The organism is Lysinibacillus sp. UBA6686, assembly GCF_002455205.1.
GTDB lineage: Bacteria > Bacillota > Bacilli > Bacillales_A > Planococcaceae > Lysinibacillus > Lysinibacillus pakistanensis.
On the sequence record NZ_DKJS01000055.1, the window covers coordinates 1 to 13,350 of the forward strand.

9 protein-coding genes are annotated in these 13,350 nt (G+C 35.0%); 7 read left to right on the forward strand and 2 right to left on the reverse strand.

The annotated features are described in order from the left end of the window. The first annotated feature begins 306 nt into the window (after positions 1–306). The 6 genes from B2R82_RS14230 (at position 307) to B2R82_RS14255 (ending at position 10,374) form a co-directional block, all read left to right on the forward strand. Positions 307–1,500 carry an ornithine--oxo-acid transaminase gene (locus tag B2R82_RS14230; protein ID WP_283869291.1) on the forward strand — a complete coding sequence of 398 codons (1,194 nt, stop codon included), beginning with the start codon at positions 307–309 and terminating at the stop codon, positions 1,498–1,500. A gap of 83 nt (positions 1,501–1,583) precedes the next feature. Continuing rightward, positions 1,584–2,828: a Glu/Leu/Phe/Val family dehydrogenase gene (locus B2R82_RS14235; protein ID WP_286925481.1), complete on the forward strand. Its 1,245-nt coding sequence runs from the start codon at positions 1,584–1,586 to the stop codon at positions 2,826–2,828. 1,002 nt (positions 2,829–3,830) lie between these two features. After that, a complete protein-coding gene (locus B2R82_RS14240) occupies positions 3,831–6,893 on the forward strand; it encodes an ATP-binding protein (protein ID WP_286925482.1) in 3,063 nt (1,020 codons plus the stop codon). Next, complete coding sequence (locus B2R82_RS14245; RefSeq protein WP_286925483.1) at positions 6,890–7,996, forward strand: response regulator; 1,107 nt, start codon at positions 6,890–6,892, stop codon at positions 7,994–7,996. The genes B2R82_RS14240 and B2R82_RS14245 overlap by 4 nt, the downstream gene beginning before the upstream one ends. Positions 7,997–8,064: 68 nt before the next feature. Beyond that, complete coding sequence (locus B2R82_RS14250; RefSeq protein WP_286925484.1) at positions 8,065–9,228, forward strand: iron-containing alcohol dehydrogenase; 1,164 nt, start codon at positions 8,065–8,067, stop codon at positions 9,226–9,228. A 417-nt stretch (positions 9,229–9,645) separates the two neighbouring features. Then, a complete protein-coding gene (locus B2R82_RS14255) occupies positions 9,646–10,374 on the forward strand; it encodes a hypothetical protein (protein WP_286925485.1) in 729 nt (242 codons plus the stop codon). A gap of 56 nt (positions 10,375–10,430) precedes the next feature. Here the strand turns inward: B2R82_RS14255 and B2R82_RS14260 are convergent, their stop codons facing one another. Continuing rightward, positions 10,431–11,423 (reverse strand): cation diffusion facilitator family transporter, encoded by a 993-nt coding sequence (locus tag B2R82_RS14260; protein WP_286925486.1) that lies wholly within the window; start codon positions 11,421–11,423, stop codon positions 10,431–10,433. A gap of 15 nt (positions 11,424–11,438) precedes the next feature. Then, a complete protein-coding gene (locus B2R82_RS14265; protein ID WP_283869281.1) occupies positions 11,439–12,158 on the reverse strand; it encodes an MgtC/SapB family protein in 720 nt (239 codons plus the stop codon). Between the two features lie 134 nt (positions 12,159–12,292). Here B2R82_RS14265 and B2R82_RS14270 point away from each other — a divergent pair, with 134 nt between their 5' ends. Continuing rightward, positions 12,293–13,192 (forward strand): DMT family transporter, encoded by a 900-nt coding sequence (locus B2R82_RS14270; protein ID WP_286925487.1) that lies wholly within the window; start codon positions 12,293–12,295, stop codon positions 13,190–13,192. Positions 13,193–13,350: the final 158 nt, after the last annotated feature.

Sequence of the window (13,350 nt, forward strand, 5' to 3'; positions counted from 1 at the left end):
ACCTACAGCTTCATATGCAAGCGAAAACAACTTCAGAAATGCTTTAATATTTATTAAGTTAGTGGAGGAAAAGCCACTTTGAAGATAGGGCTGTTCCATAAGTAATTAAAGGATAGAATCTGTGTGACTTCTTTACATGGTTAAAGCGCAGACATATATGTAAGGCGACTTATTATCTATGGAAGCCTAGCAGATTCTTGTTCATCCTTTTTTCAGAAAATGCTGATGAATAAATTATTTCTATTAAATTATCTTATTGAACCTTCCATAGATTTTTCAACATAAGAAGTAAGGAGAGAATATACTATGACAAAAACACAACAAGTGATTGAACAAACTCAAAATTTTGGTGCTGCAAACTATCATCCACTGCCAATCGTAATTTCAGAGGCTGAGGGTGCATGGGTAAAAGATCCAGAGGGTAATAAATACTTAGATATGTTATCAGCATACTCTGCTGTTAACCAAGGACATCGCCATCCAAAAATCATTGCTGCGTTAAAAGAACAAGCTGATAAAGTAACATTAACTTCTCGTGCATTCTACAGTGAAAACCTAGGTGAATGGTATGAGCTTGTTGGACAATTAACAAATAAACAAATGGTATTACCAATGAATACAGGTGCAGAAGCGGTTGAAACTGCTTTTAAAGCGGCTCGTCGTTGGGCATATGATGTAAAAGGTGTAGAACAAGGCAAGGCTGAAGTTATTGCATGTAATGGTAACTTCCATGGTCGAACAATGCTGGCTGTTTCTCTATCATCAGATGAAGAATATCGTCGTGGCTTTGGTCCAATGCTACCTAATATTAAGCTAGTAGACTACGGTAACCTAGAAGCTTTAAAAGCAGCTATCACTCCAAATACTGCTGCATTTTTAATTGAACCAATTCAAGGAGAAGCTGGTATCGTGATTCCACCAGAAGGCTTCTTAAAAGCTGCTCGTGAGCTTTGCCGTGAAAACAATGTATTATTTATTGCAGATGAAATTCAAGCTGGTTTAGCACGTACAGGTAAAATGTTTGCCTGTGATTGGGAAGAAGTAGAACCTGATATGTACATCCTTGGTAAAGCTTTAGGTGGCGGTGTATTCCCAATTTCTTGTGTAGCTGCAAACCGTGACATCTTAGGTGTCTTCAATCCAGGCTCACACGGTTCAACTTTCGGTGGTAATCCTTTAGCATGTGCTGTTTCTATTGCATCCATTAAGGTATTACTAGATGAAAAATTAGCTGAACGCTCACAACAACTTGGTGAATACTTCAAAGGTAAATTACGAGAAATTAACAACCCTGTTATTAAGGATGTTCGTGGTCGAGGTCTATTTATTGGGATGGAGTTAACAGAAGCGGCTCGTCCATACTGTGAAAAACTGAAAGAATTAGGCTTGCTATGTAAAGAAACACATGACACAGTTATTCGTTTTGCTCCACCACTAGTGATTTCACAAGAAGATTTAGATTGGTCAATTGAACAAATTGAAAAAGTATTTAAACTTTAACAAAATGTTCACATTTTAATTCGGAAGTATGTTACAATGATGCCGATATACTATCATTAAAAAAAACAAAGAGGCGATTTAATATGTCTGAAAACTTAAACCTGTTCACATCAACTCAAGATGTCATTCAAGAGGCTCTAAATAAACTTGGTTATGACGAAGCAATGTATGAATTATTAAAAGAACCGCTTCGCATGCTACAAGTACGCATCCCGGTGAAAATGGATGATGGTACAACAAAAGTGTTTACTGGTTACCGTGCACAACATAATGATGCTGTTGGACCAACAAAAGGTGGGGTACGTTTCCACCCACAAGTATCTGAGGAAGAAGTTAAAGCGCTTTCAATGTGGATGACATTGAAATGTGGAATTGTCGATTTACCATATGGCGGTGGTAAAGGCGGAGTCATTTGTGACCCACGTCAAATGTCTATGGGAGAAATCGAGCGCTTAAGCCGTGGTTATGTACGTGCAGTAAGTCAAATCGTAGGACCAACAAAAGATATTCCTGCGCCAGACGTATTTACAAATGCACAAATTATGGCTTGGATGATGGATGAATACAGCCGTATGGACGAATTCAACTCACCAGGTTTCATCACTGGTAAACCACTAGTGCTTGGTGGTTCACAAGGTCGTGATCGTGCAACTGCACAGGGTGTTACAATCGTTATTGAAGAAGCAGCAAAAAAACGTGGCATTAATATTAAAGGTGCACGCGTGGTTATTCAAGGATTTGGTAACGCAGGTAGCTTCCTTGCTAAATTCATGCATGATTTAGGTGCAAAAGTAATCGGTATTTCAGATGCTTATGGTGCACTTCATGATCCAGAAGGTTTAGATATTGACTACTTATTAGATCGTCGCGATAGCTTCGGAACAGTAACTACTTTATTTGAAAACACTATTTCAAACAAAGAACTATTAGAGCTTGATTGTGATATTTTAGTGCCAGCTGCTATTGAAAACCAAATTACAGCTGACAATGCGCACAATATTAAAGCAAACATCGTAGTAGAGGCAGCAAATGGTCCAACTACATCTGAAGCAACGAAGATTTTAACTGAACGTGGCATTTTACTTGTACCAGACGTGTTAGCTTCTGCCGGTGGTGTTACGGTTTCTTACTTCGAGTGGGTTCAAAATAACCAAGGTTATTACTGGACAGAAGAAGAGGTAGAAGAACGTCTATACAAAAAAATGGTTGAAGCATTTGAGAATGTTTATACTACAGCAACAACACGTAACATCAACATGCGCTTAGCAGCCTATATGGTAGGTGTTCGTCGTACTGCAGAAGCTTCACGCTTCCGTGGATGGGTTTAATCAAGTGAAACATCAATCAGTGGGGGATTTTCCTCATTACCTACTGATTGTTGGTTGAACCAATCGTGCTTTTACGGGCCGTTGATCTCTCACCTAACTTCTTTGCTTTTGCCGAATTTTGGTGAGGTCTTTAATAGTAATTACAAAACGAGTCATTCCTATATCATTGGGATGACTCGTTTTTGTCTTGGAGCGTCTTGTGTTTGTTGGCTTGAATCAGATGCTCCAGCCGCTTTTCTAAAACTACTTTTCTTTCTTTTCGTACCTTTTGCATTCGAAGAAACTTCAATAACCCAAATCCACCGAAAATAACAACCAAGCATACAATTACAATAATTAACATAAACATAAGCAAAATTCCTTTAAACTATGTACTTCATCTACTATACAATAACTATCTAAACAAATTCTGAACAGAAAACAGAATTTGTTTTTTGGGTTTATTGAACTATTATACAGATAAATGGAACTATTGTGATTGAAACTGCCCTTCTTTTTTGTTCAGATTTTGTTCAGGCATCCCTTGATAGACTAAATAGGAAAGTTATGAAACCAAAATTTAGTGAAGGGGACAACAATAAATGAAAAATACCACAACACATTATGACAAACTATTTAAAACAATAATGGTTACAGTCATGGCAAGTAGTGCTGTGGCAGTTGTAGCACAAGACAGCAATTATGGAAAATAAGGAGCCAAATATTAGAATAGCACTTCAAATTAAATCTTCTTGCAGGGCATTCAGTAAATATAAAATACAGGTGCTAACTCTCCTTTAAAGGAGGGGTAAAAATAATTCCGTAGCGCTCGAACTGTTTAAAAGATGTATTTTTTGCGTTCTTTCTAGCTTAGTGATGTATATGGCAACCTTGTGAGATCTTGGAGGTTGCTTCTTTTGACCTTCCCCCATTTTAGAGTATTAATAATATTATAATAATTTAGTGCGATTATAGTTAAAAATTACAAATTACCAAAGATAAACAAATGGCAGGGGCATGAGTATGAAAAAGAATTTTTTAATAGCGATAAGTATTATTATGTTATTTGCCATTGTTTTTATTATCGGGAATGGACAATACTTTTTTGAAGATGATGCCCTGATCGTGAAACAGGGGATGGCGATAGTGTTTAGTGAACAACTTGAAAAGAACAGAACGATTAAGCTTAATGGAGAGTGGTCCTTTTATCCAAATTTACTGCTTTCTCCTCAACAGTTACTAAATGGATATACAAATCAACGTATATTTTTAAAAGTTCCTGATAAATGGGAGGGGAATTTTCAGTTTAATGAAGATGGTCCAATTGCGGGTACATATCATGTTTCTATAAAAGTTCCAACAGAGGGGCAATATGGTTTATTTTTTAGATATATACACAAATCTAGTCGAGTGTTTATTAATGGTATGGAGGTTGGGGGAAAAGGAAATCCAAGTAGATCTTTTACAGAGTTTCAATCAGAGAATGATGATAAATTTATGGTCATTGGGCAAAGTAAGGAGCAAATACTTGATGTTTTAATACAGGTTGCCAGCTATAATCAGTATCCAACTTCAGGAATTGTGTATCCTGTTGAATTTAGTACAACTGAAAAGATACAGAATTTTTATGATCAAAAAAATTTGAATGATATAGTAGCGAGTATGGGTCATATTGTCTTTGGTATCATCTATCTGATTAGCTATGGACAAAATCGCAAACGGAAAGAAGAATTGTTTCTTGGGCTGTTTATGATACTAATGGGTTTTTATTTGTCCTTTATTAATATGAAAATTTTCTTTCAGATGGTCCCTATCGAATTGATTAATAACCAGATACGTTTACAACTCGGCATCGTCCCACTCGTAAATATGTGCCTGACACTTTTTCTTTATACTATGTATCCACAAGTAGTAAAGAAGAAAGTGGTTTATATATTTGTTATTTTTCTAGGTTTTACTTTTTTTATCTATGGTATTTCTAATCCTTTTTATCTCGATAATAGTGAAGTGACTGAACAAGCTTTGGTTATTCTACAGATCACATATATAGCTTTTGTCACACCGGGAATTATCTATATCGCATTAATTTTAATTCATATTATTTTAAGGAATTTAGAGGGAGCTTCTTATGTATTAATTGTCTTTGTAGCAATTTGTTGCTATGCGTTCTTAATTATCTTTAATTTTTTTACAGAAATACCAGTTGATTATAGTGAGTTTGTGCTTTTCTTATGTGTATTAGTAGGTTTTTCCTCATTATTAAACTATCGTGCCAATACCACTTTTATGAAACTAGAAGCTATAACAGAAGAATTGCGAACACATAATCACATGAAGGATGAATTTTTACTGAAAACCTCCCATGAATTACGCACACCCTTAAATGGGATTTTAAATTTATCAAAATTACTAATGGAAGGCGCTGAGGGGCCATTAAAACGTACTCAACAAGAGCAAGTGATTTTAATTCATAATATAACACAGCGCCTGGGACATTTAGTGGAAGATTTATTATTTTCATCCAATCATATGTCAGGCGAACTACGTGTTTCACCTCGTACTGTACCGATAAGCATTATAAATGATGTAGTTACAGAAATACGTAGTGTGATGTCTGCTAATAGTTACGTACGAATACTCGTTGAAGTAGATTTGACATTGCCGCCCATGCTAACAGATGAATTGCGTTTTAAACAGATATTGTACAATCTGTTACATAATGCTATCCAGCATACCGAAATTGGAGAAATTACTGTAACTGCCTATCAACGGCAGAAACATATGGTTATCGAAGTAAGCGATACAGGAAAAGGCATTCCTGCTCAGGATTTAGAACGTATCTTTAATGCATTTTATCAGGTGAAAAATAATCATCATAAGGATGGTCTTGGATTAGGATTGAGCATTGCAAAAAATATTGTAGATAAATTAAATGGTGCAATTTATGTAAAAAGTACTTTTGGGGAAGGAACTACCTTTACCTTTACAATGCCGCTTACAGCAGAGGGTCAATCTGATAAAGATAATTCACTTGCCATTGTTGCACAAACTCCATCAGAAATACTACAGCTTGAGCTACCGCTGATTCATAAAGGTAACGATAAAAAAATCCTTGTTGTAGATGATGATCATGTCAATATAAAGGTGTTGGCAGATGTATTGGCTTTAAAGGGCTATACAGTGATTGGTGTGGATAATGGTTTTGACGCTGTCGATTATGTCAAATCGTATCAAGTGGATTGTATGCTAGTTGACTTAATGATGGAGGGAATGTCGGGCTATGATTTATGTAAGCAGGTGCGAAAGCATTATGATATGTTAGAACTTCCAATCATTGTTTTAACTGCTATTATGAAGCATTCAGATTTGATGTTAACCTTGCAGGTAGGAGCCAATGATTATTTACAAAAGCCAGTAGCAACGGATGAATTGCTTTTACGAATCGAATCATTATTAGCTGTTCGACAATCATCAGTAGATGCAATTGAAGTTGAGATGAATCATTTATATTCACAAGTGACCCCTCATTTTGTCTATAATACGCTCAATACAATTATTGGTTTGAGCTATACCGATATGGATAATACAAGGGAAGCGCTATATTGCCTAGCAACTTACTTCCGTGCAAAGCTCAACGTACATTATCGTAACAATATGGTGTTGATTGAAGAAGAAATAGAGCTAGTAAAAGCATATCTTTATATTGAAGAGATGCGTTTTGGTGATCGTTTAACTGTCAAATATGATATTGATGAGTCTATACAACTGATGATTCCAGCATTATCACTACAGCCTTTAGTGGAAAATGCCGTTTTTCATGGTATTTCCAAAAAGCCAGAAGGTGGTACAATTGAGATAAGTGTCCAAAGAGAGGGACAATTTATCCGCATTAAAATATATGATAATGGAGTCGGTATACCTGCTAAAAAGTTACAACAATTAATGAATGAAGAAAGTTCGCGCATTGGTTTTACAAATCCACTAAAAAAATTTAAATTAATGAAAAATGCGGATCTTCGTTTATATAGTGAAGAAGGTAAGGGGACAACTATTCTTATACTATTACCGGAGGGTGATGGAGCATGAATGTTATCATCATAGATGATGAAAGTATGGCTATTGATGTTTTACGTTTCAAATTAAATCGACTAACTCAGTTCCAAATTTCGATTAAAGGAACATTTACAAATGCTAATGATGCACTGCAATTTCTTAAAAATGAATCGATTGATGTTGTTTTTTTAGATATAGAAATGATTGATGTGCATGGTTTACAAGTAGCAAAACAATTAATAAGGAATCCATTGATTCAAATAATATTTGTAACAGCACATGCTCAATTTGCAGTGGATGCATTTGACATAGAAGCAACGGACTATTTGTTAAAGCCCGTGCATGAGAAACGACTTATGAAGGCATTGATTAAAGCACAGCAAAAGTTGCAATTACAAGAAGATGTAGAAAAAGAGAAAAAAGAACATCTCTTATATGCACATACATTTGGGAGCTTTTATTTATTGGATGCCCGACATGAGGTTATTAAGTGGCGTACTAGAAAAGTGCGGGAACTATTTTTATATTTATGGTTTCATCAAAAAAAGCCCATGTTAAATGTTGTCATAATTGAGGAGCTCTGGCCTGATTTAGAATTTGAGAAGGCATCCAGTAATTTACATACTTCTATTTACCAGTTAAGGAAGCTTTTTAAGGATAAAGGTATTCAAGATCCCATTCAATTAGTGAATAATCATTATCAACTAAATGTGGAGATTTCAAGTGATTATGATAAACTTACTCAATTGCTAGAGCAAAAAAGGCATGATGAAATATCCATCCAGCAGCTCTTAAATTGCTATGAAGGTGATTTTTTAGCTGAGGAGGAGTACCCTTGGGCTATTCAAACCCAGCTGCGCTTAAAGCAAGGAGTTTTGCATGTACTGGAAATGTATATTACTACAATGGATTCTATGAATTCATTGTTAAAATTAAACTGTTTACAAAAGATGATAGAACTTGATGAGTTTAATGAGGACTATATGTTTCTTCTATTAGAGTTTTTAATTAAGCAAAACAAAAAACAGGATTGTATACAGTATTATGAGAGAATAGAAGAGAAATTATCAGAAATTGGTATTTCAGTACCAGAGAGAATTCTTAGTATTTATAATGCATACATGGTTCATATTTAAGACAATCTTAATTCTTTGCTTTCTTCAACATAAATATGAGAAAATCCAAGTAGAAAGGGGCGAATTGAATGGATTCATTTACATTTTATAATCCAGTGAAATTACATTTTGGCGAAGATGCACTGGAGAAGTTACCGAAAGAGTTGGCGCAGCTTGGAAAAAAGGTATTAGTTGTTTACGGAGGAGGCAGCATTAAGAAAAACGGAGTGTACAATGCTGTCATTGAAAAATTACAAGAAGCGAAAAAAATAATATTTGAATTAAGTGATGTTGAGCCGAATCCACGTGTAGAAACTGCAAGACTTGGCATTGATATTTGTAAGAAAGAAGCAATTGATTTTGTTCTAGCAGTTGGGGGCGGTTCAGTTATTGACTGTTCAAAATTAATAGTTGCTGGTGCAAAATATGATGGCGACGCATGGGATATTGTGAAGCGTAAAGTCTTTGTAGAGGAAGCACTGCCTCTTGGAACGGTTTTAACGTTGGCTGCAACAGGTTCTGAAATGAATTCAGGCTCAGTTATTACTAACGCAGCTACAGAAGAAAAATTAAGCTGGGGCAGCCCTGCTGTTTTTCCAAAATTCTCCATCCTAAATCCTGCCTATACGGTGACAGTGCCAAAAAATCATACCATTTACGGAATTGTGGATATGATGTCACATGTCTTTGAGCAATACTTCCATAATACGACAAATACACCGATTACGGATGAAATGTGTGAAGGTGTATTACGAACAGTTATTGCTACGGCACCTAAATTATTACAAGACCTTGAGAATGTCAAGTTACGTGAAACAATTTTATTGGCAGGAACAATTGGATTAAATGGCTTCTTATCAATCGGTTCACGAGGCGATTGGGCATCTCATAATATTGAGCATGCTGTATCTGCCGTGTATGATATCCCACATGCTGGTGGGTTAGCCATTTTACAGCCACACTGGATGCGTTTAAGTGTAAAAGTGAATCCTGAACGTTTTGCAGGCATAGCAGTTCGGGTATTTGGAGTGGATGCTACAGGAAAGACGTCAGAAGAGGTTGCCTACGAGGGAATCGAACGTTTATCTGCATTCTGGACATCGCTAGGAGCACCAAATCGCCTTGCAGATTATGGTATTAACGATGAAAAATTCAATCAAATTGTTGAGCATGCTATGCAAAATGGACTATTTGGTAACTTTAATAAGTTACAGGAAGAAGATGTTCGTAAGATTTTACAAAATTCCCTTTAATATTGACCTAGAATGTGAGGCTACTTGTTGTAGTCTCCTATTTTTTTATGTCAAGGTTAAGGAAACTTAACCCAAAATGTTGAAATTTGTCGTAGAAGTTTCTTTTGGCCTACAATATAATTAAATAGACTGATACATAAATGAAAAAATGCTCGAATTGGTAAAATTAATATGATAAAAGTAATGTGTATATTAAACGATTGTTTTATTTCTGAATATTTCGTGTTTATTTTTAGGACATTTTTCACTTATTTGTGTCAGATTGAAATAAAAGGCTGTATGTTGTTATAAAGAAATCTGTTTGTAATAGTAGGTTTGTTGTCGTATTTACGCATTTAATGTAGGATTGTTCAGAATTTGTTCAACTGAGTTTATTAAAATAAAAACAATATTAAATATAGATTGGAGAGGGAGCAAATGTTGAAACAATTGCTTGAAGACCGAATTGTCACATTGCGTTATATTGAGACGCCATTTCAGCAGCATGTTTATAAAATGCAAAATTGTGTAGAAGTATTGGGAATTGAAGCGAAATCACTACAAATTGAAAATGACCAAATAGCTGCAGGATACATCGTTGATCAAAGTATATTTTTTAAAAGTTTACGCTTTGGTCAAACAAATATTATCTTTACAGATGGTGTAAATAAAGCAATTGTACAATTATTTGTACGTCCTTCTGGTGAAATTATTGCAGAAGTGAAGCCTTATTTAGGTAATGCTGAGATTGTTCTAGTTTATTATCGAACAATTTTAGAAGATACAGCTATTGCAATTGATTTAAAAGGTGCTTTTAAGCATTATTTGGTAGCACATCAATTGATGAATGTTGAAGATTCAATTGCAGAGGTCCATTACGAGTCAATGCATCCTAATGTTTTAAAAGATTCTTATGCTGGTAATTTTGTTTTAGGGTGTCATTCAAATGGTAGAGAGATTACCAATGCAGAGGAATATGCATTAGCTAATCGCTCAGCTACATTAAAATTCTCAAAAATTGTTATTCAACAGCGAGGTGTAAAAAAGATTATCGCATTAAAAATGTTATTAACGTTTTTGATTACGAATCATGTTTTTGTTAGTAATGAAGAGCCAGACTGTTTAAATGAAGAAGTATTAAAACAAAATCACCTAAGGTCAGTATAAAGAACAGCCAACTGCCTGAAATATGGCAATTGGCTGTTTCTTGTTTATTTAGTGGTTTATTGCTCTAATGTCGAGCTAGCGGGTCTATCTCCAATATGTTTCCATTCTAGTTTTCCATCATCCTCGTCAAATAATATGGCTACTTTCGATACACCCTTCTGACTTAAAATTACTTCTGTTAAATGGTCACGTACATCGTCTAAAAAAGCTAATGATAAGTTAGCATCTGCTTCAGCAACTAATTCTACATGTAAAAATTCGCCTTCTTTAATAACTTCTAAACGAACAATATCTTTAATGTTTGGATCATCCAAAACTAAATGAGCAATATGGTTTAGCATTTCTTCATCTGTTTCACCAATAACTCCGCGTGCATTATCAAGAAATACCTTGGCTACTACATAGAACATCATGCAGCCGATAATCATTGAAACAAGTCCTTCGATATTTGCCCAACCTGTGAAATGTGCGATTAAAATAGCGCCGAATGCTAGGACATTACCACCTGTAGCTACTAAGTCTTCCATAAATACTAATTTTGTTGCTGGCTTAGCCCGATTTAAATAGGAAAAAGCTTTAGGGATGGTTGAGATACCGGCTTTCTCCTGCCCTGCCTCATGTAAAATCTCTACAGCAGCTTTGGCAAGAACAGTTCCTTCTAAAATAATCCCGATAAAAAGTACACCAAGTGCTATAAGCATTCCTTTAGATTCACCTGTAGGATGGATAAAATGATGCCAGCCCTCTTTGACAGTTTCATAAGAAAGAATAGCCACAATAATTACCGCAAAAAGACAAACCAAATTGACTATTCGTCCAAAGCCACTAGGGAACTGTTTTGTTGGTGCCTTTTTTGAGAGAGCAGAGCCAATGTACACAAAAAATTGGTTTGCTGCATCTCCAAGTGAGTGCATCATTTCAGCAAACATGGCGACATTGCCTGTAAAGAAAAACGCAATGCCTTTAATTATTCCTAAAAATGCATTTACACCTGCAGCCAAAAGGGAGGGTTTGTTACCGTCTTTTAATAGTTTTAATAGTTCTGCCATCGTTGAATCCTCCAACTAGTTTAAAATTTCCATTTCGATTTTTTCTATATAAGATAAGGCACGTAATGAACGGTAAAATGACAGTAGGTTATCAGAAACGATTAATGATAGACGTAAATCTAATTCGTGCAAAACATCATCATTATTTGGAACATCTTTAATGCGGATGTTCTCGATAATAATATTGTTTTCTTTTAGAAATTGTAAAAAGGCCTCCGTTTTCTCATCATTGTAAATCTGTACCTTCAATGATACTTCTCGCATACGAATTCGTTTTGGTCCTATTTTCATTAGGAAAGGCGATAAAACCTCAATTCCGAAAACAATAATAATAACAGCTAATGTTGCATCCATATAGAATCCCGCACCAACGGCAATACCGATTCCAGCAGCTCCCCAAATCATTGCAGCAGTTGTTAGACCTGAAATACTATCGTTTCCACGTCTTAAAATTACACCTGCTCCAAGAAATCCAATGCCACTGACTACCTGAGCTGCCAAGCGGAGAGGGTCCATTGTGATATTAATGTCTGACCTTGGTGGCGTGGAGTACGCGGTTTCAATTGAAATTATGGTTAATAGACAGCTAAATGTTGCAATGACTAAGCTTGTTTTTAATCCTACTGGTTTCTTTTTTAATTCCCTTTCAATACCGATTACTAAACTTAATGTGGCTGCAATCACTAATTTTATGCCAACTTCATATGTAATCATATTTCCTAATAATGTTTCCATACGCAACCCTCCACAGTTATTTCGTATTGCTAAGAGATATGCAAGCTGTCATTATTATATGTGCATTACTTTTTTGTATTGTACATCACGAAAGTATGTAAGTATAAGTATTTTTTTAGTGGAGGTGATGTTTTATGGAGAAACCTAAAATCAATCCATACATCCCAATTTTTATTGGTGTTATTTCTGTATCCTTGTCAGCTATTTTTGTAAAATTAGCAAATGCAGAAGCAGGCATTATTGCATTTTATCGTATGTTATTTTCGGTTTTGATTATGGCTCCCTTGTTTTTTTGGAAATACACAAAAGAGTTACGACAATTATCAAAAAGAGATTGGTTATTCTCATCTATTGCGGGTATTTTCTTAGCGTTCCATTTTATTTTGTGGTTTGAATCATTAAATTACACATCTGTCGCAAGTTCAACAGTGCTGGTCACATTACAGCCATTGTTTGCATTTGTTGGTACTTATTTTTTCTTTAAAGAGAAAATTACGATGAAAACCATTTTTGCAGGTGCTATCGCTATTGTTGGTAGTGTTTTAATTAGCTGGGGAGATTTTAAACTCAGTGGAGCGGCGTTCTATGGAGATATACTCGCTCTAATTGCATGTGCTCTCATTACAGCTTACCTTTTATTTGGCCAGGATGTACGTAAAAGATTATCTCTTGTGACTTACACGATGTTAGTTTATGTTGTTAGTACAATTACGTTATTTGTATATGTTCTTATTAAAGGCGAATCTTTTGGTCCGTATCCTACAATGGATTGGGTATGGTTCATTTTATTAGCGATAGTTCCTAATTTATTTGGTCATACTCTATTTAATTGGTCTATCAAATACGTTAGTACAAATGTAGTTTCCATTGCGATATTATTTGAACCAATCGGTGCAGCTATATTAGCTCTTTTAATTTTTAAAGAGTATTTGATAGTCACACAATTGATTGGAGGACTAATTGTTATAATGGGAATTCTATTGTTTGTAATCGATGAGAAAAAGATTTTAAAGTTTTTTTCAAAAAATGCTTGATTTTTAAAGTGCTATATTATATATTATTACTTGTCCTTAACAAGAGGGGCAACTTGATAAAAAGATTTTAGAAAAAAGTTGTTGACTTCTTGTTGAATACAAGTTAAGATAATAGAGTCGCTGAAAATAATCAGCAAAATAATGAACCTTGAAAACTG

Bases quoted from the DNA above. Each gene is read 5' to 3' on its own strand.
- B2R82_RS14235 (WP_286925481.1), top strand. From the start codon at position 1,584: ATGTCTGAAAACTTAAACCTGTTCACATCAACTCAAGATGTCATTCAA.
- B2R82_RS14240 (WP_286925482.1), top strand. From the start codon at position 3,831: ATGAAAAAGAATTTTTTAATAGCGATAAGTATTATTATGTTATTTGCC.
- B2R82_RS14230 (WP_283869291.1), top strand. From the start codon at position 307: ATGACAAAAACACAACAAGTGATTGAACAAACTCAAAATTTTGGTGCT.
- B2R82_RS14250 (WP_286925484.1), top strand. From the start codon at position 8,065: ATGGATTCATTTACATTTTATAATCCAGTGAAATTACATTTTGGCGAA.
- B2R82_RS14265 (WP_283869281.1), bottom strand. From the start codon at position 12,158: ATGGAAACATTATTAGGAAATATGATTACATATGAAGTTGGCATAAAA.
- B2R82_RS14270 (WP_286925487.1), top strand. From the start codon at position 12,293: ATGGAGAAACCTAAAATCAATCCATACATCCCAATTTTTATTGGTGTT.
- B2R82_RS14260 (WP_286925486.1), bottom strand. From the start codon at position 11,423: ATGGCAGAACTATTAAAACTATTAAAAGACGGTAACAAACCCTCCCTT.
- B2R82_RS14255 (WP_286925485.1), top strand. From the start codon at position 9,646: ATGTTGAAACAATTGCTTGAAGACCGAATTGTCACATTGCGTTATATT.
- B2R82_RS14245 (WP_286925483.1), top strand. From the start codon at position 6,890: ATGAATGTTATCATCATAGATGATGAAAGTATGGCTATTGATGTTTTA.